25 protein-coding genes and 2 tRNA genes are annotated in these 23053 nt (G+C 55.3%); 11 read left to right on the forward strand and 16 right to left on the reverse strand.

The genetic code is table 11. The features are described 5' to 3' along the window. From P8T57_RS17200 to P8T57_RS17230, 7 genes are all read right to left on the reverse strand, one after another. The gene (locus P8T57_RS17200) at nt 1-765 is read right to left on the reverse strand and encodes an ABC transporter ATP-binding protein (protein WP_341365382.1); all 765 of its coding nucleotides are present in this window, start codon (nt 763-765) and stop codon (nt 1-3) included. A 16-nt stretch (nt 766-781) separates the two neighbouring features. Then, complete coding sequence (locus tag P8T57_RS17205; protein WP_007091935.1) at nt 782-1624, reverse strand: ABC transporter ATP-binding protein; 843 nt, start codon at nt 1622-1624, stop codon at nt 782-784. Nucleotides 1625-1626: 2 nt separating this feature from the next. Next, complete coding sequence (nikC, locus tag P8T57_RS17210; RefSeq protein ID WP_071241412.1) at nt 1627-2550, reverse strand: nickel transporter permease; 924 nt, start codon at nt 2548-2550, stop codon at nt 1627-1629. A gap of 6 nt (nt 2551-2556) precedes the next feature. Then, nucleotides 2557-3624: an ABC transporter permease gene (locus tag P8T57_RS17215; RefSeq protein ID WP_114094307.1), complete on the reverse strand. Its 1068-nt coding sequence runs from the start codon at nt 3622-3624 to the stop codon at nt 2557-2559. 15 nt (nt 3625-3639) lie between these two features. Beyond that, nucleotides 3640-5229 (reverse strand): ABC transporter substrate-binding protein, encoded by a 1590-nt coding sequence (locus tag P8T57_RS17220; protein ID WP_341363805.1) that lies wholly within the window; start codon nt 5227-5229, stop codon nt 3640-3642. Nucleotides 5230-5516: 287 nt separating this feature from the next. Continuing rightward, a tRNA-Asp gene (locus P8T57_RS17225) sits at nt 5517-5593 on the reverse strand. A 332-nt stretch (nt 5594-5925) separates the two neighbouring features. Further along, nucleotides 5926-6002: transfer RNA gene (locus P8T57_RS17230), tRNA-Asp, on the reverse strand. Between the two features lie 268 nt (nt 6003-6270). Here P8T57_RS17230 and P8T57_RS17235 point away from each other — a divergent pair. Then, complete coding sequence (locus tag P8T57_RS17235; RefSeq protein ID WP_341363806.1) at nt 6271-6609, forward strand: hypothetical protein; 339 nt, start codon at nt 6271-6273, stop codon at nt 6607-6609. A 67-nt stretch (nt 6610-6676) separates the two neighbouring features. Here the strand turns inward: P8T57_RS17235 and P8T57_RS17240 are convergent, their stop codons facing one another. From P8T57_RS17240 to P8T57_RS17250, 3 genes are all read right to left on the reverse strand, one after another. Next, nucleotides 6677-7225, reverse strand: coding sequence for a hypothetical protein (locus P8T57_RS17240; protein ID WP_007091655.1), 549 nt, complete (start codon nt 7223-7225; stop codon nt 6677-6679). Continuing rightward, nucleotides 7225-7719, reverse strand: coding sequence for a response regulator (locus P8T57_RS17245; protein WP_007091654.1), 495 nt, complete (start codon nt 7717-7719; stop codon nt 7225-7227). The genes P8T57_RS17240 and P8T57_RS17245 overlap by 1 nt, the downstream gene beginning before the upstream one ends. Before the next feature lie 279 nt (nt 7720-7998). Continuing rightward, a complete protein-coding gene (locus P8T57_RS17250) occupies nt 7999-8493 on the reverse strand; it encodes a dCMP deaminase family protein (RefSeq protein WP_037987742.1) in 495 nt (164 codons plus the stop codon). 310 nt (nt 8494-8803) lie between these two features. On the opposite strand from P8T57_RS17250, the gene pyk reads away from it, so the two are divergent. The 3 genes from pyk to P8T57_RS17265 all read left to right on the forward strand — a co-directional run bounded on the left by pyk (nt 8804) and on the right by P8T57_RS17265 (nt 12990). After that, nucleotides 8804-10228 carry a pyruvate kinase gene (pyk, locus tag P8T57_RS17255; protein WP_007091652.1) on the forward strand — a complete coding sequence of 475 codons (1425 nt, stop codon included), beginning with the start codon at nt 8804-8806 and terminating at the stop codon, nt 10226-10228. Nucleotides 10229-10573: 345 nt separating this feature from the next. Continuing rightward, the gene (locus P8T57_RS17260; RefSeq protein ID WP_341363807.1) at nt 10574-12046 is read left to right on the forward strand and encodes a DUF2336 domain-containing protein; all 1473 of its coding nucleotides are present in this window, start codon (nt 10574-10576) and stop codon (nt 12044-12046) included. Between the two features lie 5 nt (nt 12047-12051). Then, nucleotides 12052-12990 carry a hypothetical protein gene (locus P8T57_RS17265; RefSeq protein WP_007091650.1) on the forward strand — a complete coding sequence of 313 codons (939 nt, stop codon included), beginning with the start codon at nt 12052-12054 and terminating at the stop codon, nt 12988-12990. A 38-nt stretch (nt 12991-13028) separates the two neighbouring features. Here P8T57_RS17265 and P8T57_RS17270 read toward each other — a convergent pair whose 3' ends face one another. From P8T57_RS17270 to P8T57_RS17280, 3 genes are all read right to left on the reverse strand, one after another. Beyond that, a complete protein-coding gene (locus P8T57_RS17270) occupies nt 13029-13343 on the reverse strand; it encodes a ribbon-helix-helix domain-containing protein (protein ID WP_007091649.1) in 315 nt (104 codons plus the stop codon). Nucleotides 13344-13445: 102 nt separating this feature from the next. After that, the gene (locus P8T57_RS17275) at nt 13446-14027 is read right to left on the reverse strand and encodes a DJ-1/PfpI family protein (protein ID WP_037987738.1); all 582 of its coding nucleotides are present in this window, start codon (nt 14025-14027) and stop codon (nt 13446-13448) included. A 165-nt stretch (nt 14028-14192) separates the two neighbouring features. Further along, the gene (locus P8T57_RS17280; protein WP_341363808.1) at nt 14193-15173 is read right to left on the reverse strand and encodes a mechanosensitive ion channel domain-containing protein; all 981 of its coding nucleotides are present in this window, start codon (nt 15171-15173) and stop codon (nt 14193-14195) included. Nucleotides 15174-15417: 244 nt separating this feature from the next. Here P8T57_RS17280 and P8T57_RS17285 point away from each other — a divergent pair, with 244 nt between their 5' ends. After that, complete coding sequence (locus P8T57_RS17285) at nt 15418-16317, forward strand: OmpA family protein (RefSeq protein ID WP_341363809.1); 900 nt, start codon at nt 15418-15420, stop codon at nt 16315-16317. 173 nt (nt 16318-16490) lie between these two features. After that, the gene (locus P8T57_RS17290; RefSeq protein ID WP_341363810.1) at nt 16491-17132 is read left to right on the forward strand and encodes a hypothetical protein; all 642 of its coding nucleotides are present in this window, start codon (nt 16491-16493) and stop codon (nt 17130-17132) included. Between the two features lie 83 nt (nt 17133-17215). On the opposite strand, the gene P8T57_RS17295 is transcribed toward P8T57_RS17290, so the two are convergent. After that, nucleotides 17216-17659: a CoA-binding protein gene (locus P8T57_RS17295; RefSeq protein WP_051682113.1), complete on the reverse strand. Its 444-nt coding sequence runs from the start codon at nt 17657-17659 to the stop codon at nt 17216-17218. Between the two features lie 207 nt (nt 17660-17866). Here P8T57_RS17295 and P8T57_RS17300 point away from each other — a divergent pair, with 207 nt between their 5' ends. After that, nucleotides 17867-18748, forward strand: a complete 882-nt coding sequence (locus P8T57_RS17300; protein ID WP_341363811.1) for a protein-methionine-sulfoxide reductase heme-binding subunit MsrQ — start codon at nt 17867-17869, stop codon at nt 18746-18748. Here the strand turns inward: P8T57_RS17300 and P8T57_RS17305 are convergent. Then, nucleotides 18720-19355 (reverse strand): LysE family translocator, encoded by a 636-nt coding sequence (locus P8T57_RS17305; RefSeq protein ID WP_063093385.1) that lies wholly within the window; start codon nt 19353-19355, stop codon nt 18720-18722. The two genes, P8T57_RS17300 and P8T57_RS17305, sit on opposite strands and share 29 nt — an antisense overlap. 87 nt (nt 19356-19442) lie before the next feature. Next, nucleotides 19443-20252, reverse strand: a complete 810-nt coding sequence (locus P8T57_RS17310) for an enoyl-CoA hydratase (protein WP_341363812.1) — start codon at nt 20250-20252, stop codon at nt 19443-19445. Nucleotides 20253-20407: 155 nt separating this feature from the next. Between P8T57_RS17310 and P8T57_RS17315 the strand changes: the two genes are divergently transcribed. The 4 genes from P8T57_RS17315 (at nt 20408) to P8T57_RS17330 (ending at nt 23036) form a co-directional block, all read left to right on the forward strand. Beyond that, nucleotides 20408-21310: a hypothetical protein gene (locus tag P8T57_RS17315; RefSeq protein ID WP_341363813.1), complete on the forward strand. Its 903-nt coding sequence runs from the start codon at nt 20408-20410 to the stop codon at nt 21308-21310. Nucleotides 21311-21514: 204 nt separating this feature from the next. Then, nucleotides 21515-21853 (forward strand): hypothetical protein, encoded by a 339-nt coding sequence (locus tag P8T57_RS17320; protein WP_341363814.1) that lies wholly within the window; start codon nt 21515-21517, stop codon nt 21851-21853. Then, nucleotides 21850-22416, forward strand: coding sequence for a hypothetical protein (locus tag P8T57_RS17325; RefSeq protein ID WP_341363815.1), 567 nt, complete (start codon nt 21850-21852; stop codon nt 22414-22416). Before P8T57_RS17320 ends, P8T57_RS17325 begins: the two co-directional genes overlap by 4 nt. Nucleotides 22417-22577: 161 nt before the next feature. Beyond that, on the forward strand, nt 22578-23036 hold the full coding sequence (locus tag P8T57_RS17330; RefSeq protein WP_341363816.1) for a PaaI family thioesterase: 459 nt from the start codon (nt 22578-22580) through the stop codon (nt 23034-23036). Nucleotides 23037-23053: the final 17 nt, after the last annotated feature.

Raw genomic sequence — 23053 nt, forward strand, 5'->3', positions numbered from 1 at the left:
TCAGTCCCAGTCAACGAAGCTGTCAACGACCGCGCGGTCATATCCCGCGGCGGCCTTGAAAAGCTGCTGCGAATAGGGATTTTCCAGTTTGCCTTCGGCAAGTTCAACTGCGGTGGCGCGTTCGACGATGCGGCCGTGGTTCATGATCGCGATATCGTCGCACATATGGGCGACCACAGCGAGATCGTGACTGACCATGATATAGGTAAGTCCCAGATCATTGCGCAACCGGGTCAGCAGGTTCAGCACCTCGGCCTGGATCGAGACATCGAGGGCTGATGTCGGTTCATCAAGCAGCAGGATTTTCGGTTCGAGAATAAGCGCACGGGCAATCGCGACACGCTGGCGCTGTCCGCCGGAAAGCTGATGGGGGTAGCGGAAGCGGAAGGAATTATCGAGCCCGACCTGTTTTAATGCCTCGACCACGCGGGCATCCGAATTGCCGAGCCCGTGAATATTGACCGGTTCGGTCAGGATGCGGTCAATGGTGTGACGCGGATGAAGCGATCCGAACGGGTCCTGAAAGACCATTTGCGCCAGACGGTAAAATGTCTTGTCGCGCTTTTGGGTCGGTTCCCTGTCATTGACGATAATATTGCCTTCCCAGTCATCGACAAGACCGGTGATGGTGCGAAGGACGGTTGATTTGCCCGAACCGGATTCGCCCACCAGACCGAACGATCCGTTGGCCGGGACCGAAATATCGACATCCTTGAGCACGTGGTTGTCGTCAAACCAGGCATTGAGTTTGGTGATTTCAATCATTGCAGTCATTTTTATCTCAGGCCTCCGCCCAGCTTGCTTCGCGGGTCAGGACGGGAAGTTCGGCGTGATTGCCATCCATCTTCGGCAGGCAGTTCAGAAGGCCCTGCGTATAGGGGTGTTTCGCCTGATCGAGTTCGGATGCGCGGATTTCTTCGACGACATGGCCCTGATACATCACCAGAACCCGGTCGCAGAAGCTTGAGACCAGATGCAGATCGTGGCTGATGAAAACCAGCGCCATGCCGCGTTCACGCACCAGATCATCAAGGATCGCCATTACCTGGAGCTGTACCGTGACATCAAGAGCCGATGTCGGTTCATCGGCAATCAGGATTTCCGGATCGGGGATCAGCATCATGGCGATCATGACGCGCTGGCCCATCCCGCCCGATACTTCGTGCGGGTAGGATTTGAACACGCGTTCGGGATCGCGGATTTTGACCGCGGCGAGCATATCGAGGGCGCGGCGTTTGGCCTCGGTCGCGTTGACCTTGTGGTGTTCGCGATAGGCTTCGATGATCTGATCACCTATGGTCATGACAGGATTTAGCGAATATTTCGGGTCCTGCATGATCATGGAAATACGCGCACCACGGACCTTGCGCCAGTCGCGTTTCGAAAGGTTGCGCAGGTCCAGATCGTGGAACTGCATCTGATCGGCGGTGATTTTGCCGTTTGCCGCCGTCAGGCCCAGAATGGCGCGCCCGGTCTGGGATTTGCCCGAACCGGATTCGCCAACAATACCGAGCCGTTCACGTCCGAGATCGAACGACACACCACGCACGGCATGGACCGGCCCCTTGGATGTGGAAAAGGTGATGGCGAGGTTTTTGACAGACAGAAGGGTTTCGTTTGTCATGATCAGTCGCCCCCACGTGGATCAAGAACATCGCGCAGGCCATCGCCCAGAAGGTTGAAACCAAGGCTGACCACGAAAATTGCAAGGCCCGGTACGGTCGATACCCACCATTGTTCCAGAAGGAACTGGCGGCCTTCGGACACCATTGCCCCCCATTCGGGCATCGGCGGCTGTGCGCCAAGGCCAAGGAAGCCAAGCCCCGCCGCAATCAGGATCATGCCCGCCATATCAAGGGTGACACGCACAACAAGCGAGCTTATGCACATCGGGGTGATGTGACCAAGGATCAGACCCATATTCGAGACACCCTGCAACCGGGCGGCTTCGATATAGTCGGACCTGCGGACGGTGATGGTTTCGGCGCGTGCAATGCGGGCATAGGGTGGCCATGCGGTCAACGCGATGGCCAGAACCGCATTTTCGATCCCCGGTCCCAATGCAGAAACGAAGGCAAGGGCCAGGATCAGTTTCGGGAAGGCCAGAAAAATATCGGTGATGCGCATCAATGTCGCATCAATCCAGCCGCCAAAGAACCCGGCAGCGGTGCCGACCAGAAGCCCGACGGGGGCCGCGGTAATCACCACAAGGGCCACGATCATCAGGGTGTATTGCGCGCCGTAAATCAGACGCGACAGAATATCGCGACCCAGTTGATCGGTACCAAACCAGTGTTCGGCACTGGGCGACTGGATGCGATTGGCAAGGTCGGCGGCCAGCGGATCATAAGGTGCCAGAAGCGGGGCAAATATGGTGACAAGGATCAGGGCCAGCACGATCGAAAGACCGATCATGGCGAGCCTGTTTTCGGTGAATTTAAGCCAGCCCAGCCATGCCCGGCCACATTTGGCCTGCCAGCGTGATTGCGGGGTGTCCGATGTCAGCCACTGTTTCAGGCCGGGTTTGACGGCGTTGCTTGTGATATTCATGGTGACCTATCTCCGTGCGCGCGGGTCAAGCAGGCGATAGAGCACATCGGACAGCATATTGACCCCGATGAACACCGCACCCACGACGACGGTACCACCCAGAACCGCGTTCATATCGGCATTGAGCAGCGAATTAGTGATGTAAAGACCCAGTCCCGGCCAGGCAAAGATGATTTCGGTCAGAACCGATCCTTCGAGCAGGTTGGCGTAAGACAGCGCAATCACGGTGACGAGGGGCACCATCACATTGCCAAGGGCATGACGCCAGATGATGCGGGTTTCGGAAATGCCCTTTACCCGTGCGGTCAGGATGTATTCCTGGCTGAGCTGTTCAAGCATGAAAGAGCGGGTCATGCGCGCAATATAGGCCAGTGAAAAATAGGCAAGAATCGAAGCCGGCAGAATGATGTGCGACACCGCATTCCAGAACAGGTCCATATCGCCTTCGATCAGGGTATCGACCAGCATCAGACCGGTGGTCGGTTCGATGAAATCGACATAGAAGGCATCCAGTCGGCCCGGACCCGCAACCCAGTCGAGTTTCAGGTAAAACACCAGAAGCCCCATCAGGCCCAGCCAGAAGATCGGCATCGAATACCCGGCAAGCCCGATGATGCGCACGATATGGTCGGGCCATTTGCCCTTGTTGATCGCGGCAAAAACACCGGCCGGAACGCCAAGGAAAACACCGATGACGGTGGCAAGGGTTGCCAGTTCCAATGTGGCGGGGAAGACGCGTTTGATGTCTTCTAGGACCGGGTTTGATGTCAGAACTGACGTTCCGAAATCACCCTGAACCACATTGCTGATATAGACAAAGAACTGCTGCCAAAGCGGCAGGTTCAGGCCCATTTCTTCTTTGACGCGCTCATAGACCTGTTCGGAGGCATGATCGCCGACAGCGGCCAGTACCGGATCGATTGGCAAAACGCGCCCGATCAGGAAGGTGACCAGCAAAAGCCCGAAAAAGGTTATGGCGAGCGATGAAGCAATACGCACAAGGCTTGCGCCCGTGCTGGAAAAGAGACGGGCGCGTGTGCGCCCGTCCCGTGATTTTCGCGTAGCTGCGGTCATCCGACCGTTGCCTCCCTAGTCCTTGGTGACAAAACGATAATAGTTGTTATCGAACGACGGACCGAGGACGAAATTGTTCACATTGTCCCGCATCGCGGCGATTTCGGTTTCCTGGAACATGATTACGAACGGACCGCTTTCGAGAACCTTTTTCTGAAGGTCCACATACATTGCAGCACGTTTTTCGCCGTCACGTTCAAGAATGGCCTTGTCGACCTCGGCGGTCATGTCACCCGGGTTCCAGGAGTTACGCCATGCAAGCGGCTTGGCCGATGCATCGTCGGAATTGTCGGGGTTCCACGCGAAGGTGGAGGCGTTGGTGTGCGGATCCTGATAATCCGGGCCCCAGCGACCGATATAGATATCGTGCTGGCGGGCGCGGTATTTGGTCAGGGTCTGTTTGTTATCACCCGGAATGATTTCCAGATTGATACCTGCCTGTGCCCAGGTCGCCTGGATCGACTGCGCCATCGACATCACTGCCGTGGTGTTGCGCGTATCCATGGTCACCTTGAAGCCATCGGCAAGGCCAGCGTCGGCAAGCAGCGACTTGGCCTTTTCGATGTCAAGCGAGTAGGGGTTTTCGTTATAGGCGCCAAGGAAACCTTCGGGCAGGAATGCCTGATGGGTCTGGGCGCGGCCCGCCATGATGGTTTCGGTAATGCCATCATAATCGACGAGATATTTAAGCGCTTCGCGAACTTCCGGTTTGGACAGGAATTCGTTTTTCTGTGACAGGCCAAGATACCAGAGCGCGCCTTTGCCTTTGGACAGCAGCTTGATGTTTTCGTCACCCTTGACCGAGGCAAGCTGATCGGCTTCGAGGTTACGCGCAATATCGATATCACCTTTCTGCAACAGGAGCTGCTGGGAAGCGGCTTCCTTGACGTTACGGATGATGACGCGCTTCATGGCTGGTGCGCCGTCCCAGTATTCCTCGTTCGCCGTCAGGCTAAGGCTTTCGCCCGGGGTCCATTTGTTCAGGACAAACGGACCGGAACCGGCATAGTTGGTTTTCATCCATTCTGCGCCCAGGTCGCCGTCCTTTTCATGTTCAAGGACGAGTTCCTTGTCGACAACAGCGCCCACGCCCGAGGTCAGGCAGTATAGCACGAAGCTGGGCGCATAGGGCTTATCGACTTCCATGACCAGCGTGTTTGCGTCGGTCGCGCGAATCCTGTCCTTGACGTTGTCGGCGGTAAAGCCGAACTGGCCGAGAATGAAGGCCGGGGACTGATCCATCAGGACGACACGTTGCAGCGAGAAGGCCGCGTCTTCGGCGGTCAGGTCGTTGCCTGACGCGAATTTGATGCCGTCGCGAATCTTGAAGGTAAAGGTCAGGCCGTCTTCGGAGACGTCCCAGCTTTCGGCGACGACACCATAAATTTTCGAGACGTCGTCATTATCAAAGCCAATCAGGCGGTCATATGTGTTGCCAGCATATTCCAAGGCGGTAAATTCGAACATCCCGGCCGGATCGAGTGTGATGAGGTCGTCGATGGCAAATGCCATGACGAGGGCATTTTTAGGGGTTTCGGCCTGTGCGGCCATTGGCGTGGTAGCCAGTGCGGTTCCCAGAACCAGCCCTGCGATCAGTTTGCGCATTTTGCGCCTCCCGTTTTGTTGCTTGTTGGATCAACAGGTCATTCTGTGTGGGGCGACCTGTAGGATCTTCGACTAGAACCTGTAGAGCGAAGCATAAATTATACGATTAATCAATGACCAGACGGTCAGGAATGCCCAAAAAACACGCAAGATATTGTGTGGTATCTTGCCTGTTCACGTTTGGGTTGTGATGGTCTGGTTGGTGAGGGGCAAGAGATGGGAGGGGCCTGATTTCAGGCACAAAAAAAGCCGCTGTTAAAGCGACTTTCCGTACTCTTTAAAAAGAGTGGCGCGAGTGACGGGACTTGAACCCGCGGCCTCCGGCGTGACAGGCCGGCGCTCTAACCAACTGAGCTACACCCGCTTGGTGTGGCGCGGTTTATATAAGGGGTGGTTCGGTCTGGCAAGGGCTTTTTTTCAAAAAAATGAAGCCTTGATTGGTCAGGGTAAAGGGGGCTTTGCAAATGCGTTGAAAACCGGGAGACGAAATGCTTTGGCGGTCGTGTGGTCGCGCCGTTTTCGCGCAGCACGGGATGGGAAAATCGACCTGCCTGTTTTTTCGACGTGTTGCGTATGAGCGATGGACGCCATGTCGCTCGTCGGCATGTCAGTTCAATACGAAAAAGGGGATGAGAAACAAAAAAACGCCAACGGCGAACCGTGGCGTCTTTTTTGAACTTTCCATCAGGTGGAAAGTGGCGCGAGTGACGGGACTTGAACCCGCGGCCTCCGGCGTGACAGGCCGGCGCTCTAACCAACTGAGCTACACCCGCTCGGTGTGTGGCGCGGTTTCTAACAGCAGGTCCGAGGGGGCGCAAGACCTTTTTTGATCGTGTTCGATACTTTTTTGGCTGTCGCCACCATGGCGCGTTTTGTGTCGTGCAAAATATATCCTTGAGGTGATGGATATCTGCTGAAGATCGTTTCCGGGGCCTGTTTGATGCTGATCAAAGTACAGGTCGCTAAGCAGATGTAAAAGTTTGGGATGATTCAAAAACAGGGTGCGGGGCCCTGACAGGGAATAACCGAAGCGGGGGCTTCATGGGGAACACGATCCTTGCCGTGCTTGATGATATAGATGCCGGGTTAAAAGCCGATCTTGCGACGAGATCAAACGCGATATCGTCTGCAATCCGCCCCAGAGGCGGCGTGACGTGCGATCTGCGGATCGTGCGCAGCCTGATTTTGCTGTGGAGTGGACAGAACGCTGCCTTGGCCGGGGGGAGTGACGAAGTCCGTCAATGGATCATGGATCAGCTGCCCGAAATTACCGAGCGACTGGAGCGGATCGAGGCGCGCATGGAGCATGCCATTGATGACAATGAGCGTGTCGCGGCGGGACAGATCATGCTTTTCGCTGTGAACGGGAACGCACGGTGATGGCATGCATCGTCAGCATCCCTGTCCGATGCGGGCAAAGGCCTTTGATGGCTGGTTTGCTGGCAGGCTATTCGCGTGGCAGCTCGTAGCGTTCGGCAAGCTTGGTCAGTGCGGCAACGGTTGCCTGTTCGACGGTGGTGCCAAACCCGGTGACGCGGCTTGCCAGAATGACGTAAAGAGAATCAATATGAAGCTGAATGACAAGAAGCTGCTTCATATTGGCGGTGGTCCGGTCTGCGACAAAGATTTCAAGTGACTTTGCGATCTGTGTCATCAGCGGATACTGGAATGTTCCACCCAGTGCCTTCACCGAATAGGCAAGGTCGGCACTGTTTTCCAGCGCGGTTGATGCCTTTGAATTATCGCTGATGGCGGCAACGACCAGTTTGCGGCAGTCGGCAAGGTCCTTTCCTATATCGCGAACAAAGGTTTCCGTGCTGCGCTGGACGACCTGCTCAAGTTCGTCGAGCTGTTGAGGGGACAGATTGATGTCAAAGCCCTTGACGAAATTGACCGTACGTCGCTTCAGATCCGTCTGAGGCGGAATGATCTGGGCTTTTTTCTTTTTCTTTTCGGGCGTCACGATTGCTCCGGTCCCCCAGTCAAAATGGGTCATTAATCATCGGGGCTCCGTCTGTCGGGGCCGTCGAAGGCGACCTGTCTGCGGCGGCGATCCGGCCCGAAATAGGTGCCGGTATTGACGAAATGCCGCGGACGGGTGATGACCGATACCAGTCTGCTATAAAGTGCCTTGGCATTGAACGGTTTGGCAAGAAATTCCGTGATGCCGAGGTCACGCGCAGTGGTGACGTATCGCTGCTCCGAATGTGCTGTCAACATGATTACCGGAATGAACCGGTTGGGCGAATTGACCGAATTCCTGAGAACATCAAGGAATTCAAGGCCATCCATCCCGCGCAGACGCCATTCGGTGACGATGATATCAATCTGCTGGGTCCGGAGAACCTCGAACGCATCGTTCGGGGAGCGGACACGCTGCACGGCTGTCGCACCAAGATACGAAAGTGTATCGAAAACTACCTGGGCCGAAATCTTGTCGCCATCGACGACCAGAAAACTGATTTTACTGAAATCGATCTTTGCGCTCATTCGGCCTTTTATCCTGTGCGTCGTCACGGTCCCGGTCCTTGTTCTGGTCAGGGCCTTTTTTCGCGTGATGATCGTACTAGCGTGATCCTAATTGCTTATACCTTTGTCTGATTAGCAGCAAGGCTAAAGCGGCGTTTTGTCAGCTTGGAATTCTGACAAATACTGACGCCTAACCTTGTGCAGATATTGAACAAACGACGTTTACGTTCTTTTTGTTCATGCTCATGATCCCACAGATCACCCTATATTGGGCGGGTCTGCAAAATTAAAAGGGCAAGATCAGGAATGATCGGGAACGGTGTCGGGCAGGGGTTCGGTTGTGCCTTCTTCGTCAATGACCTGAACGGCCACGCCCGCCTCGCCAAACATTTCGGTCGAGATGGTCATGTCCTGTTGCCAGCGTTCGAGAAAATCGGGGGTCAGTTTGCTTTTATCGACAAATACTTCGGCGATGCCAGCCTGAATGATGGCGCGCGCGCAGTCACAGCAGGGGAAATGGGTGACATAAAGCGCGCAGCCGTCAAGCGATGTGCCGGTGTAGCTGGCATTATAGATCGCATTGCGTTCGGCATGTTCGGTATAGGCGTATTTTTCCGGGCGTTGATGGCGGCTTTCGACATTGTCATCGACACCGCGGGGAAACCCGTTATAGCCAACGGCGCGAATTTCTTTTTTCGGGCCAATGACAACCGCGCCGACCTGGGTGCTACGGTCTTTTGACCATTCGGCAATATGGGATGCCAGTCCCAGGAAGCGATGATGCCATTTGCTCATTTGTCCGATCCCCGATGTGTTCGCGCACGGTTGTAAATGTGCGGTTATCAAAAGCGATTGCCGGGCAGGGCCGCCTGCCAGCAATTGATTGCTGCACTGCTTCTTTAAAGGAGTGCCTGCTTGTAATTGTCCAGAGAAAAATCACATTTTTGTAAAGGCATTTAGCGAAAAGTCCCTGTTCAAACAGGGCTTGATTGACTATTAAGGGGATACCCCCAGAGAAAAATCAGGACGTCTCGACGCCTCGCCGGGAAGCTATGGCCGAAGCGGAGAGACCCAATGGAAACCAAAAAACAAGAGGTAAGAGCCGATGCGCCGACAACGTAAGGCGAAGATCATCGCAACCCTGGGGCCAGCGAGCTCTCATCCGGAAACTCTGGAAAAGATCGTAAGGGCGGGTGTTGATGTATTCCGGCTGAATTTCTCGCATGGTGAACATGCAGAGCATCAGGCGCGTTTTGAAACAATCCGTGAAGTCGAGGCCAAGCTTGGCCGTCCGATTGGCGTGCTGATGGATTTGCAGGGGCCAAAGATCCGCTGCGGTACCTTTGCCGACGAAAAGATCGAACTTGAAGCCGGTGCGACCTTCCATTTCGATATGGACAAGAAACCGGGGGATAAAACCCGCGTTTCATTGCCCCATCCCGAAGTTTTTGCCGCACTCAAGCCCGGTGCGAACCTGTTGCTTGACGATGGCAAGCTGCGTATGCGGGTGGAAAAATGCGATAGCAAATCAGCCGAGTGCACCGTTATCACCGGTGGGCCGCTGTCGAACCGCAAGGGCGTTAACCTGCCCGACGTGATGCTGCCGATGTCGCCCCTGACCGACAAGGATCGTATTGATCTGGATTACGGTCTTGAGATGGGCGTTGATTTCGTCGCACTTTCATTCGTCCAGCGTCCCGAAGACGTTGCCGAGGCGCGCAAGATCATCAATGGTCGTGCGGCAATCGTTTCCAAACTGGAAAAGCCGCAGGCGATTGAGCATCTTGATGAAATCGTGGCACTTTCGGACATCATCATGGTCGCACGTGGTGATCTGGGTGTTGAGTGCCCGCCTGAAGATGTTCCGATCCTGCAGAAACGCATCATCAAGGCATGCCGCGAAGCTGGCAAGCCGGTGATTGTTGCGACCCAGATGCTGGATTCGATGGTCAGCAACCCGGCCCCGACCCGTGCCGAAGCATCCGACGTTGCGACCGCCATTTATGACGGTGCCGATGCGGTGATGCTGTCAGCCGAAAGTGCGGTGGGCAAATATCCGATCGAAACCGTCAGCATCATGGACCGGATCATGATCCGGGTGGAGCAGGACGAGCTTTATTATCGTCTGCGCGATGCCAACCGTCCGGATCCCGAGCATAATGCGCCGGATGCGATCAGTGCTGCGGCCCGTCAGGTTGCCGGAACGATTGGTGCCAAGGCGGTCGTGACTTATACCACGTCGGGTTCAACGTCGCTTCGTGCGGCGCGTGAACGCCCGGAAGTTCCCATCCTTGGACTGACACCGAAAATCCAGACGGCACGCCGGATGACCTTGTGCTGGGGCGTGCATGCGGTCTTTACCCGCGATGCGACCAACTTTGCCGAGATGGTCGGCATTGCCTGCGAGGTGGCCAAACGTGAAGAGTTTGCGGCGGCTGGGGATTCGCTGGTGATTACCGCAGGTGTCCCGTTTGGGACCCCGGGGGCGACCAATATCCTGCGCATTGCGTGGTTGTCCGCGAAAAACTGATCAGACTATTGCGTGACGAAACGAGACGGGCGGCAACAAGCCGCCCGTTTTTTTGTGCGAGAGTTTCGCGATGTTCGAAATACCGGCCATACCGCCGGATAGTGGTTTGTATTGTTAATGTTTTTTTGAGTGTTTGCCGTGATAGTCAAAGTGTTCTGACCTGTATCCTTGGTATTTCCGAGAAACGGTCATGACCATGAGTTTAAAAGGTTTTTGGCTCTTGTATTGTTGTTTGGGGTGGATTGCTTTGCTATAAGCGATCCAAGGCCAGATAAAAAATGTTGGCGTTGCAAGGGGTTGACGCCGATTTGCCGAAAGGCAGGGGACAGGGGAATTACTGCGATAATGCTGAACTGGATGTTCAATCGGCAGAAATCGAAGGATGACGGCGCGCTTGACGACAAGTCGGCGGCGAAACTTCGTGATCTGGCGGAAACGGTCCGGAGCATCGCGCCAGACGAGTTTGGCGCGGCCGAACAGGCAAATTCGCGTGCCACCCGTATCCCGCGTAAAAAAGATTCCGATGGTCAACTGGCGCAAAGTGGCCTTGATTATGCCGCGCGCCTGTCGGTCGACCTTGCCGATGATGACGAAGATGAAGACGGCCAGCCGGATTTTGACAGCGACGTCCGCATGGATGTTGCGCGCCGCCTGCGCCGGCATCTGAATGATCTTAGCCCGTCCGAACGCCTTGATATGGTCGAGGAATTCGTAACGGCGATCGGCAATATGGCCGATTGTTATCGTCCGCAGGTCATTGCCCTGATCGAGCAGGAACTGAGCCATACACCTTATATGACACGCCAGGCCGCGATACGTTTGCGTCAGGATATTGCGGCGATTGGCCGGGTGTCGCTTGGCGAATATGTCGAACTTTTAAGCGATGCCGATTTTCTTGATATTCTGCGTGGGCGTGGCGAGTTTGTGCAAACAGCCGCCGAAAAGCTGGAAGCCGAACAGGAGGCCGCGGCACAGGCACGTCTGGCACGGGATCGTTCGGAAAAGGAAAAGGGCGGGTTGCTTAACCGGTTGCTGTCATCGGATGACGCGCCGCGCAATGTGGTGGCCCTGACCCCGAAATTCGGCAGCAGGAAAGAAGCCGCCAGCAAGACGCCACATGATGAAATGGCGGATGGTCGCAACAAGATTTCCCGTCAGGCGCAGCGCCGTGTGGCGCATTTCATTCTGGCATCGTTGTTCGACACGCTGGTCGAACGCGGTCGCATGCGGGCCGAAGTGGCAAGGGCCATGCGCCAATCAGTGCGCCAGCGTATTGAAAAAGCAAAGTTCGAGAGTCGCATTGTAAGCCGCACGGCACCGGTTCCGGTGGAACATGAGTTTGACGATGTGATGCATGACGATGCTGGCGAGCAGGGCGGACCGGTCGAGCCGGTCACCATTGATCATTACATTCTTGATGCGTTGTCGCGTAACGAAGACGCGCTGGTGGTTCAGAGCCTTGCGCATTATGCGCAGATGCCTGCTGCAATCGTTTCCAAAATCCTTGATTCGGGAAGTGCGCGCGCCATTACCGCCCTGGCCTGGCGCGCGGGTATGAGTGCCCCGTCGGCGGTTGTCCTTCAGATGAGCGCTGCGATCCCCGAAGACAGCATCGAGCGCCCGGCGGCGGGTGGCCGTTATGCCATGGCATCGACGGATATGGATTGGTATATCGATTTCTTTAACGAGCTTCAGCCTTCCGGACCGCGTGGTCGTGCGGCGGGTACGACGGCTGTGGCATCGCCGCACGGTTCCGAAAAATCTGGTCGCACACGCCGCTTGCCGGATGAACGACCCCAGGGGCCGAAGGGAGAGTAAACGGGATGCGCAAGGATCTCGGAATCTCCTATGACGGGCTGAAATATGCCCTTTCCATCAAAGATAATTATCGCAGTGGCGAACCGCTGACCGTTACCGGGGCAGGGGCGCAGCAGCGGCTTCTGATGCCGGAGCATTTGCTGAGCAATGATCTGGCGTTGATGCAGTATGATGATCCGCTGGCACTTGCGGTGATTGCAACCAAGGATCCGGAAAGCCCGATGGCATTGGCCGCAGCGATCCGTATGGGACCGCACGCCAAGTGCAAGGAACTTATTACCGGCGTTTTTGAAGTGGTGTCAGAAGCAACCAAGCATGAACTGGTGGCAGATTGCGCCAAGCTTCTGTCGCGGAATGCGTTCAGCCCGGAAGCGTTCCAGTTGGTGCGCAACCGCGCAAGCAACCATGTTGTCGAAATTCGCGAAGCCTATCGCCGGGCGATGGCGGGCAATTTGCGTGCGCTTCTGGATGGCAAGATGGCCGCGCGCGAATTTGTCGAGGAATTCATCGAACTGGCATCGCATGGCAATCTGCGGATTGATATCTATCGTCGTCTGGTGATGAAGCTGATGCGTTCCGACGCCGTGCGCCCAAGTGTCAAATTCATGCTTCTGGAGCGGCTTGATAAATTTCCGCAGATGGTCAAGCTGCAGATTGTTAACGAGGTTAACTCTGCGCCCGATACGCCGGAATACCAGACCCTGAAACAGGAACTGCGCTGGATCTACGAAAGCAAGGCGCGGGAAAAGACCACGCCAGAAGCGCCGGAAACGTCGAAAAACTGGTTTGGCGGTTCGTCACTTGATTACGGTGCCGCAGCAGGGCTTCAAAGCCGCAATGCGATCATCAAGCCCCAGCAGCCAACCCTGAAACGGCAAAGCGTTCCGTCGATGATGGCCAGTGGCGGGTTCAGCTCACGTGAAATTTCATCCTGGCTGAACTGATTTAAGCCAGACGTGCTGCAACACCCGGCAATGCCTGTTCAGCCCGCCAGACGACTGGCGGGTTTTGTTGTTTCCGGGTGCGTGGCCAAGCCTGCCTGATGTTCCAGATAAACCGTGCAGACGACGCGCAGAAGCGATGCGAAATTGGGAATATCGCCGCGCTGGCTGACAACTTCATCATGCAGTTTGCCAAGAAATTGCGGGGTGCTGAAGCCTTCGCCCGCGGCTATTTCATCAAGGATCTGCCAGAATCGCTGTTCAAGGCGGACACTGGTTACAACGCCATTGATGCGCAAAGATCGACTGACGGACTGATAGAGTTCGGGGTTGGTGCCGGAATAGATCTGACACATGATGACGACCTCTCCTGTTTTTGCCACCGACGATGGAACGTCGGTGGCTGGTTACAGGGTCATGGTCCGGCAAACCGTGCCGAAAGGCAATCGCCGATTGTTCTAGAGGCTGATTTCAGTCCCAAGCAGGGTCAGGAAACCGGCCAGCCATTTTGGATGTGCCGGCCATGCCGGTGCGGTGACAAGATTGCCGTCGATGCAGGCATCATCAATCGCGATTTCAGCATAAGTCCCGCCTGCAAGGCGTACTTCGGGGGCGCAGGCCGGATAGGCAGATACACGGCGATCTTTGAGGATATCCGCCGCAGCAAGAATTTGCGCACCGTGGCAGACCGCGGCAATCGGTTTGTCGGCATCGTTGAAGTCACGAACCAGACGGATGACATCCTCGTTTAAGCGCAGATATTCCGGGGCGCGCCCGCCGGGGATCAGAAGGGCATCATAGTCCTGCACCCGGGCTTTTTCGAAATCGGCATTCAGCGCAAAATTGTGCCCGCGCTTTTCGCTGTAGGTCTGATCGCCTTCGAAATCGTGAATGGCGGTCGCAATCGAATCACCGGCTTTTTTGTTTGGGCAAACGGCGTCAACCGAATGACCAACTGCAAGCAGCGTCTGGAACGGAACCATGGTTTCGTAATCTTCGGCATAGTCGCCGACCAGCATCAGGATTTTTTTCGCTGACATTATTTTATCCTCCCGTTTGTTGTGATCCTGAAACTATAGATCATGGCGGGGATCAGCGGGTAACAGCGGGCTACTACGCGTCAAAACGGGCGAAACGGATTGCGTGAAACAAAAAAAGACGGCCCGGATGGGGCCGCCTTTGGCAGATCAAATTTTTATGACAAATCAGCTTTTGGTGGTTGTTGATTTGCTGGCAGCGGGGTTTTTGGCTGCTGTGGTTTTGGCCGCCGTCGCCTTGGTCGCCGGTTTTGCTGCCGTGCTGCGTGTTGCAGGCTTTTTCGCCGGGGCGGCCTTTGTCGGAAGGGCCGTTGATGCGGTTTCGACACCTTCTTTGATATGCAGGTCGCGCTGCGGGAAGGGAATCGCGTAACCGGCGGCTTCAAGTTCCGTTTTCGAACGGCGGCTGAGATCCCAGAAAGTCGCCCAGTAATCGGGCGTGCTGGTCCAGCCGCGTGCCGTCAGATCGACAGAGCTTTCGCCAAGGTTGGCGACGAAGCTCATGGGTTCGGGGTCCTTTAGAACTCGCGGATCGCTTGCGACCAGATTTTTAAGGAAATCAAGTGCGGCATCGACATCATCGTCATAAGAAATACCAACCTTGATATCCAGACGACGGGTCGGATTGCGCGAATAGTTTTTGATCGCGCTGTTCCAGATTTGCGAATTCGGAGCGGAAACAAAGACCCCGTCTGCCGTTTTGAACAGCGTCGTGAACAGGGTGATTTCAACCACGGTGCCCGAAACCGAACCCGCTTCGATGAATTCGTCGACTTTGATTGGTCGCAGGATCAGGATCATTACGCCAGCGGCAATGTTGGACAATGTCCCTTGCAGGGCCAAGCCGATAGCAAGACCGGCGGCACCAAGTACGGCGATGATGCTTGCGGTCTGGACGCCGAAATTCGACAGAACGGCGATCAGGACAAAGATCAGTATCAGGTAGCGCACAATGTTTGCGGCAAGGGGTTTGATCGTCGCGTCGACAAATTTTGCATTCTTCAGGGAATGGCGGACCAGGGCGGAGGCGCGACCAGCGACCCACCAGCCGACAATCAGAATCAGAACCGCACCCAGCAGATCCATCCCGAAGCCCAGCGCAAATGCCTTTAGCATTTCGGCAATCGTCGCCATATCTGTTTCCATCATTTAAACCTCACTTGCTCAGAGATTGTATGTGCTGCTAACATGGGTTGTAGTATAAAGCCCACATACTAGCTTATGATGCTTCAGCATCGCAGGTTTAGGCGATCTTGAAAAGTGACCTCAAAGTACCACCTGAACCTAATGTTATGGAACTTTTCGTATTTTCGGTCGTTTAGAGACATAATATGACCATCATTGGTGATATTGTAGGTTACTGAATAACAACCTGAACTATAGGGGCAAAAACATGCAGCTTCGTCCGTCTTTTATCTGTGCTATCGGGGGCATCGCCCTTCTTAGCGCGTGTAGCAGTGTCGACAACTCGGGTACGGCAGTCCCGTATGGCGGTAACCCGTTTACTTACGGTAACTCCGTGAATGGTGCGATTACCGGCACGGAACCTTCAACCGCGTTTGGCAAGGCGCTTAAAGCCGAATATATCGCATACGCACAGCGTGAAGCCGATGAATGGTACGATTTCTTCGACGCCGACTTCTTTGCGAAGAAAGCAGGCAAGGTCGCTGAAAACGAAACGATTCTTCCGGAAGATCCGGCCAACTGGCGTTTTGACGCCGAAGAAATCGCTCAGAAGCGCGCAGTTCGTGATGAACTGATCGCTCTTCTTGACGATGGCAAGCGTGAAGCAAAACCGGATACGGCCGCAATTGCGCAGGCTCGTTTCGATTGCTGGATCGAAGAAAGCGAAGAAGGCTGGCAGACCGATCTGATCAGCCAGTGCTGGAAAGATTTCGAAGCCGCAATGGCAGAATTGCGTGCGGAAGAGCCGAAAGAAATGGCACCGGAACCGGTTGCAGCCGCGCCGCGTCTGTTCACCATCTTCTTCGACTTTGACAGCACCGCGATCACCCCGGTTTCCGAGCGTGTTCTTGATGCCGCTGCCGAGCAGTGGGCGTCGAGCATGAGCAACGTGACCGTCGTTGGCCATACCGATGCGTCGGGTGCGGCTTCTTATAACCAGGGTCTGTCGGAGCGTCGTGCTTCTTCGGCACTGTCAGAGCTGACCAAACGTGGTGTTAAAGGCGACATGGTTGACAGCGAAGCTGTTGGCGAGAGCGATCTGCTTATCCCGACTCCGGATGGTGTTCGTGAACCGCGTAACCGTCGCGTGACCATCTCGATCGACTAATCCGCGATCGTTTACCAAATCTTCGGCAACGGGGTGGCATGATGCCACCCCGTTGTTTTTTATGGATAGTCGATTAAATACAGATTTAATCCTGTGAATAACGGTTGAAATTGGACGCAATACACCTAATGTCTGCGGGATATCCGAGCCGCGAAAGGGAGAGACGGGGGAAGATGATCAGAAATTTGTGCCGTTCATTGCGCGGTGCCGGTATCTGCGCGATGGCCGTTGTTATCATGGCCGGAAGTTTTGCCCGACCAGGGGCTGCTGCAGATAAAACGCCGCCAGTACCATTTGAAAAGCTTTATGCCGCCGAGCGCGGTGACGGCAAGTATCTTCGTTTCAATGCCTTTTCGGGCGAAATTCCGGGCAAGCGGATCAAGGCACTTTTGCGGTCCGGTCAGGTCATCGGTGATCGCATCCTTCTTGCCGAGGACGTCGCTGTTTATTTCCCGGACGGTTATATCGTCCAGTCACAGGTTCGTTTTGGCAAATATGTTCCCCGTCCCGGTCTGATTGCCGGTGCTGTTGCCAAACGTGACCATCTGATCGAAAACCCGCGCTATGCGCTTGTCGGGCAGTTTGACCAGATTCTTGGCAAGGAATGCGCCCGTACCGAATATGCCAATGGCTTTGCTGCGCTCCGGATCAAGTCCGATGGCGTGATGTCGCTGGTGATGGAAACGTCGGGACTTTACGATCCGCTGGTTGACGAAGCGACGACGACCTACACGGTGACCAGTGCCGTGCAGCCGGATTTCATCGGCAATCAGGGGCTGGTTCCCGATTTGATGAAAATGTGCGGTCGCGGCTGATTTCGGCCTGCTTGGTATGAAATGAAAGGCACCGCCATCACGCGGTGCCTTTTGTGTTTTTGGCGTCGGTCCGGCGCGCCGTGTCAGGCGACTTTCCAGTCCGGGGCGAAAAGACGGGGGATTTCGATTGCCGGGCAACGGTTCATCACGACATCAAGCCCGGCATCCTGTGCGCGGGTGGCACCACTGATGTTGATGACGCCAAGCTGCATCCAGACGGATTTGGCACCAATCGCAATGGCCTCGTCAATCACGCCACCGGCATCCTCGCTATTGCGGAAGATATCGACCATATCGACCGGCTCAGGAATATCGCCAAGGGTTGCGAAGACCTTTTGACCGTGGATTTCACCGCCAGCCTGGCCGGGATTGACCGGAATGACGTGATAGCCGCGCGATAAAAGGAACTTCATCACACCGTTTGACGGGCGTTCGGGTTTCGGGCTGGCGCCGACCAGCGCAATTGTCTTGGTACGTTCAAGCAATGCCTGCGTGGCATTGTCGTCGGGATTTTTGAAATCGCTCATGTCATCTGCCTTTGGTTTGCGATGCGGCATCGTTATGTTTGTATGATACATAAGGTTTTGATCTGCTGCTGCAATCTTCTGGCGTCGGGATTATGTGATGCCGCGACGCTCGCAGAAAGTTGATGGCAAATTTAACTGACGGATTGAACGAAACAGGGTTGAGTAAGGATATATTGCCCATTATCCAAAACACCAAAGGTATCCCGCATGTTTCCATGGCTTGATCCGTCCGGCAGATTTTCGGTTTTTAAGCTGACCGTGTTTGTGCTGCTGCTTGTGCCGGGCTGTTTCATTCTGTGGCCGGTGATTGCCGAAGGCGGGGCGACCATTCCGGTCAAGGAGGCGATCCTTGAAAGCGGGGACTGGGCGATCCGGATGTTGCTGATCTCGCTTCTGATCACGCCGCTTCGCCGGATTACACGTGCCAGCAAGCTTGTTCAAATTCGCCGTCAGGTTGGTTTGGCGGCGTTGGGATATGCCTTAATCCATCTGTTTTTATATATGCTGAGCCAGTCATGGGATGTGCTGCGCGTGGCTAATGAAATTGTGGTGCGGATTTATCTGACCATCGGCTTTGTTGCGCTGACGGGGCTTGTCATTCTTGGGATGACATCGACCAAATCAGCCATGCGCAAGCTTGGCAGGAATTGGACCCGGTTGCACAAGATCAGTTATGGCATTGGCGTGTTGGCGGCCCTGCATTTCTTCATGCAGTCCAAAATCGATGTCAGCGAAGCGACCCTGATGTCGGGATTTTTTGTTGCACTTATGCTGTATCGTGCGGCCCATGCGCGCGACTTGTCGCTGCGATCACCGTTCGTTCTGGTCTCAATCGCGGTTCTGGCTGGGCTGGCAACGGCAGGGATTGAATATGCGTGGTACGGGCTTGCGACCGGTGTGCCGCCGTCGGCGGTTCTGGTCGCCAATCTGGAATTCATGTGGCCGTTGCGACCGGCATGGAATGTGTTGCTGTGCGGATTGGGTGTCGCGGTAATCAGCCTGTTCGGGCGTGATGCGATCGGCCGTGAATGGCTGGGCCAGATCGCATCATCCCTGTCGGTCAGACCGCAGCGTTCGCGCGGCGGGTAAGGGCGGTCAGAAGGCCCGCACCGATCATTACGGCACCGCCTGCACGGGTCAGGCGCAACATGGCGGTCGGTTTGCGGAATTTTTCCCGCAGGGCACCGGCCATGATTGCCCAGATCGCAACATTGACCGCCGCCAGCGAGACAAAGGTTGCGGTCATAATCACGAATTGCGGCAATATGGGCATCGAGGCATTGACGAATTGCGGCACAAAGGCAATGAAGAACACGATGCCTTTGGGGTTTAAGGCCGTCACGATATAGGCCTGCAGGAACATGCGTGATGGTCGGTTGCGTTTGGCATCCGGGTTATCTTCCAGTGCGCCCGGTTTTTCGCGCCACATCTTGATGCCAAGATAAATCAGATATCCCGCGCCGCATAATTTCAGCACCGTAAACGCATTTGCCGATGCCGCCAGCAACGCACCGGCACCGGCCAGCGAAACCGTCATCGCGGTCAGGTCGCCCAGCGCAACACCCGGAACCGTCGCCCATGCGGTCTGGCGGCCCTTGCCAAGGGCATAGCTGACCACCAGCATGATGGTCGGACCGGGAATGGCCAGCACGATTGAGCAGGCCAGAACGAAGGTAAGCCAGATTTCCAAATTCATCATTCCCCTCCTTCGGGTGATTTTCAGCAATTATCAAGCCAGAGCCGACGGGGGAAGTCGAGGGCAAAGTAACGGGCGATATCGCGCCTATTCATGCCGCCATTCCGGATGGCGTTTTTCAACGAATGCGCCGATCCCTTCGCGGGCATCGTGTTTTTGCATGTTGTCGGTCATCACCCCGGATGCATAGGCATAAGCGTCGGACAATGGCATTTCGAGCTGGCGGTAGAATGCTTCCTTGCCCAGTTTTACCGTCATGCCCGAACGTGATGCGACGCGTTTGGCAAGGTCGTCAGTTGCGGTGATCAGGTCGTCATCTTCGACGACATCGGAAATCAGCCCCATCTGCCACGCGGTTTGGGCATCAATCGGGTCACCGGTCAACAGCATGCGCATGGCATGTTTGCGCGATACATTGCGGCTGAGTGCGACCATCGGGGTCGAACAGAACAGCCCGATATTGACGCCGGGTGTGGCAAATTTTGCAAATGTTCCGGCAACGGCAAGATCGCAGCTTGCCACCAGTTGGCAACCAGCCGCGGTCGCCACGGCATGAACGCGTGCGATCACCGGCTGGGGCAGGGTGACAATCCGCATCATCAGCGCGCTGCATTGGGAAAACAGGGCCGCATGGCCGTCGCAGGTGGAAATGCCGTTCATTTCCTTAAGGTCATGACCGGCACAAAAAGCCGGACCGTTTGCTGCAAGGATCACACAGCGAATGGCAGGATCGCCTGCGATCTGATCCAATGCCGTGTGCAGAGCCGCCATCATCGCCCCGGAAAGGGCATTACGGCTTTTGGCGGCATTCAGGGTCAGGGTTGCGACCGGGCCCTCGTCTTTGCGCAGGACAAGGCTGGTTTCATCTGTGTGGCTGTTGGGCGAGTTTCTGGTCATTTATGCCTCCCTGTGATGGCGCGCACTGTATGTTTTTTACTTTTACGTCAATATACTGTCGTTGTAGAATTTCACGTCCCGGTTTTGTTGGAAACCAAAAATACCACAATAATGATCCTGACCTGTGGGGCGGTCCCGTTTATGGGCAGTGGGAAATGACCGACGACGAAAAACGTAAACCACAGCGGGCTCCTGGTCGTTTTGTCACGACCAAGGAAATCGTTAAAAAGCGCCAGCCGGTTTCGCCGGTCGCCAAGACGAAAATGAAACGCTATGACCGTAAGGAGGCCATAGACTGGGACATGGAACGTCAGCGCGCCGAGGCACGCGCCCGGTTGTTAAGCCGCGGGTTTGACGTTCCCGAAATCCTTCAGCCCCGCCGACCGGAAAAGGATCCGGATAACCCGGATGTCAGCGCCCCTGATCCCGATATGGCGCGTGATATTTCCGGGACGGCAATGGCGGGACCGAAACCCGCCGCGCCGAAAAAGATAAAGCCGGTTACCGCAAATGATCTGCGCAGTACCGGTAAACCGGGCGACAGGCCGAAACCCAATCGTCACGTCCTTGCCGGAAATGCCGCTCTGTATCAGGCCCAACCCAATGGGGCGCAGACAAATGCCGCGCAGGAAGACCCGCGGGGCGGGGATGACGGGACAGGAAATGCGTATAAGGAATATCTGGAAAGTCTGGGCGATGGGGCGCAAACCGGCCTGGATATGCATAACGATATTGCCGGTCGTGTAGATGATCTGAAATCCACATCGCGCAATGGATCTGGCAATATCGATCTGCCTGATAACAGTGCAAACTGGCTTAGTCAGGAAGAAGCCCGTCGACTTAATGCCGGCATCGTATCGCCGGCACATTCGGCACGCGTGGGCGGCCGGAAAGCCACCAAGCAGCGCCGGGCCAACAAAAAAGCAACGGAACGCAGAAATGTTTTGGCGCTTGATAAAGTCCTGCCGAAGCTTGGTGCATATATGGTTGCAGCCATTGCTGTCGGCTATGTTCTGGTGCTGGTCTATACCGAGCTTGGCAAATTGATCAGCGGATAGCGTAAAAGCAATCCAGGATAGAATATGAATTCCTGAACTTTGCCTCAAACCTGCCTAAATGTGGGGACTATTATACCGTGTTGCACGCTTAAGCGTGTGACAGGGGATTTTATGATTCGTAATCATGCTTAATGGGGAGAGTGCAAGACGAGGGGGGCCCTGTATTGGCTGGCAAGGTATGCCGGGTAAGGCAGGGGCTGGAATGTGACATTAACCCTTGTTGCAGGAGACGGCGGAGGTAGCGCCGTAGTCGCCATGGAAAGTGACGTAAAAGGTCAGGAAGACCGCCACCCGGTTTACCTTCCGGAAAACCGGTATCACTGGGCGTCCAACGATGAAGTGGACAAGCCCACAGTTATCCTGCGTGGTCCGGTCAGGCCAAGATTTAAACGTCCCACATCCGATATCAGTTCCAATTTCGATCTGAATGACTGGTTGCGGAAAAAATTACCGCGCGCCAGTGCATCCCTGATTGTCAGTATCATAATTGCGAGTGTGATCCTCGCGACCTATTCAGAACTTGCGGTTCTGTTATCACGATGATGGCACGCATATCAGGCGTGGATCGCGCGGCGCCAGCGCGTCTGGTGTCGGCCGGTGTCCGCCATCGGGCGCACATGCAGGGCATCGATAATCCCCAGCCAGATGGCAATCCATCCGCGGCGCAGGACCCGATTGATCCTAACCCGGATCAGGATGCCCGCGACAGTGATCCGCGCGAAAGCGGGGAGCAACCCAAAAAACCAAATCCCATTACCGCAGCGACCGAAACGATATCCGAAGATGGTAAACCGTTTGCTGATTTCATTTCGATCCTGACTCCCTTTGGACACCGCTCCGTTACCCAAGATGGTGACGACACGATGCATTCCAAGCTCCCACAAACCCGGCCCGGTGTGTTTTCCGAAGCCTTGCCGGGGCATCCACCAGAAATTCCTGTCCATGCAAATGCGCTCAGGCCGACTGCATTGTCTGAGGCTGCCGTGAAGCGGCGTGGAGTGGAAAAGTGGTTGCCCAATATCGGATCCTTCCTGATTACGGTCATTGTGATTTTGGCCGTGATCTGGATAACGGTGATCGATCTTTCGTCAATTCTTGGCGGGTAGGAGAGGGGATTGTCGGGGGCGTTTCTATGCGGCACCGGTTGTGATCATCAAGGGTGTCTGGTTCTTCGAAAATATTGACGTTAACGTAAACGTTATGTCAGGCTGTGTTCAAAGGAAACAGTGCTACCAAAGGCAAGGGTGGCGACAGGGAGGAACCCGCAATGACAGCCATGCCACCCCGCACGGGTATAGCGCCTGCTGATTTTGATGTGATCATGCGCGAGAAAGTTCCGTTCGTCGGGGATATGAACGTACGAACCGAAGAACTTTCGGGGGGGCGTGCCCTGTTACGTCTGCCGTTTAACGAACGGCATATCCGGCCGGGCAATGTGATTTGTGGCCCGGCGATCTTTGCGCTGGCCGATATTGCGCTTTATGCGGTGGCGTGGCTTGTGGTACCCAAGGCCGATCTGGCGGTGACGACCGAGGCGACCGTGCATTTCCTCTCCGGGGCGAAGCCGGGTGATTTGCTGGCAGAGGCGAAAATCCTCAAGGCCGGGAAGCGGCTTCTGATTGCGGAATGTCATATCCGGTCGGCTGTTGATGGCGCACTTTGTGCGCATGTCATCGGGACCTATGCCATGCCGCCGGAAAAGGGGGAGGAGCCGAAACCGGTATGAAAATGCGGAAAATCAGT

This window comes from Thalassospira sp. SN3W (assembly GCF_038070535.1).
Lineage (GTDB): Bacteria > Pseudomonadota > Alphaproteobacteria > Rhodospirillales > Thalassospiraceae > Thalassospira > Thalassospira xiamenensis.

What these genes read in the sequence shown, in the direction of transcription:
- P8T57_RS17260 (WP_341363807.1), top strand. Translation starts at nt 10,574, where the DNA reads ATGCTGAACTGGATGTTCAATCGGCAGAAATCGAAGGATGACGGCGCG.
- P8T57_RS17270 (WP_007091649.1), bottom strand. Translation starts at nt 13,343, where the DNA reads ATGTGTCAGATCTATTCCGGCACCAACCCCGAACTCTATCAGTCCGTC.
- P8T57_RS17325 (WP_341363815.1), top strand. Translation starts at nt 21,850, where the DNA reads ATGATGGCACGCATATCAGGCGTGGATCGCGCGGCGCCAGCGCGTCTG.
- P8T57_RS17310 (WP_341363812.1), bottom strand. Translation starts at nt 20,252, where the DNA reads ATGACCAGAAACTCGCCCAACAGCCACACAGATGAAACCAGCCTTGTC.
- P8T57_RS17235 (WP_341363806.1), top strand. Translation starts at nt 6,271, where the DNA reads ATGGGGAACACGATCCTTGCCGTGCTTGATGATATAGATGCCGGGTTA.
- P8T57_RS17275 (WP_037987738.1), bottom strand. Translation starts at nt 14,027, where the DNA reads ATGTCAGCGAAAAAAATCCTGATGCTGGTCGGCGACTATGCCGAAGAT.
- P8T57_RS17240 (WP_007091655.1), bottom strand. Translation starts at nt 7,225, where the DNA reads ATGACCCATTTTGACTGGGGGACCGGAGCAATCGTGACGCCCGAAAAG.
- P8T57_RS17205 (WP_007091935.1), bottom strand. Translation starts at nt 1,624, where the DNA reads ATGACAAACGAAACCCTTCTGTCTGTCAAAAACCTCGCCATCACCTTT.
- P8T57_RS17200 (WP_341365382.1), bottom strand. Translation starts at nt 765, where the DNA reads ATGATTGAAATCACCAAACTCAATGCCTGGTTTGACGACAACCACGTG.
- P8T57_RS17290 (WP_341363810.1), top strand. Translation starts at nt 16,491, where the DNA reads ATGATCAGAAATTTGTGCCGTTCATTGCGCGGTGCCGGTATCTGCGCG.
- P8T57_RS17285 (WP_341363809.1), top strand. Translation starts at nt 15,418, where the DNA reads ATGCAGCTTCGTCCGTCTTTTATCTGTGCTATCGGGGGCATCGCCCTT.
- P8T57_RS17295 (WP_051682113.1), bottom strand. Translation starts at nt 17,659, where the DNA reads ATGAGCGATTTCAAAAATCCCGACGACAATGCCACGCAGGCATTGCTT.
- P8T57_RS17305 (WP_063093385.1), bottom strand. Translation starts at nt 19,355, where the DNA reads ATGAATTTGGAAATCTGGCTTACCTTCGTTCTGGCCTGCTCAATCGTG.
- P8T57_RS17315 (WP_341363813.1), top strand. Translation starts at nt 20,408, where the DNA reads ATGACCGACGACGAAAAACGTAAACCACAGCGGGCTCCTGGTCGTTTT.
- P8T57_RS17300 (WP_341363811.1), top strand. Translation starts at nt 17,867, where the DNA reads ATGTTTCCATGGCTTGATCCGTCCGGCAGATTTTCGGTTTTTAAGCTG.
- P8T57_RS17215 (WP_114094307.1), bottom strand. Translation starts at nt 3,624, where the DNA reads ATGACCGCAGCTACGCGAAAATCACGGGACGGGCGCACACGCGCCCGT.
- P8T57_RS17220 (WP_341363805.1), bottom strand. Translation starts at nt 5,229, where the DNA reads ATGCGCAAACTGATCGCAGGGCTGGTTCTGGGAACCGCACTGGCTACC.
- P8T57_RS17265 (WP_007091650.1), top strand. Translation starts at nt 12,052, where the DNA reads ATGCGCAAGGATCTCGGAATCTCCTATGACGGGCTGAAATATGCCCTT.
- P8T57_RS17250 (WP_037987742.1), bottom strand. Translation starts at nt 8,493, where the DNA reads ATGAGCAAATGGCATCATCGCTTCCTGGGACTGGCATCCCATATTGCC.
- pyk (WP_007091652.1), top strand. Translation starts at nt 8,804, where the DNA reads ATGCGCCGACAACGTAAGGCGAAGATCATCGCAACCCTGGGGCCAGCG.
- P8T57_RS17330 (WP_341363816.1), top strand. Translation starts at nt 22,578, where the DNA reads ATGACAGCCATGCCACCCCGCACGGGTATAGCGCCTGCTGATTTTGAT.
- nikC (WP_071241412.1), bottom strand. Translation starts at nt 2,550, where the DNA reads ATGAATATCACAAGCAACGCCGTCAAACCCGGCCTGAAACAGTGGCTG.
- P8T57_RS17280 (WP_341363808.1), bottom strand. Translation starts at nt 15,173, where the DNA reads ATGATGGAAACAGATATGGCGACGATTGCCGAAATGCTAAAGGCATTT.
- P8T57_RS17245 (WP_007091654.1), bottom strand. Translation starts at nt 7,719, where the DNA reads ATGAGCGCAAAGATCGATTTCAGTAAAATCAGTTTTCTGGTCGTCGAT.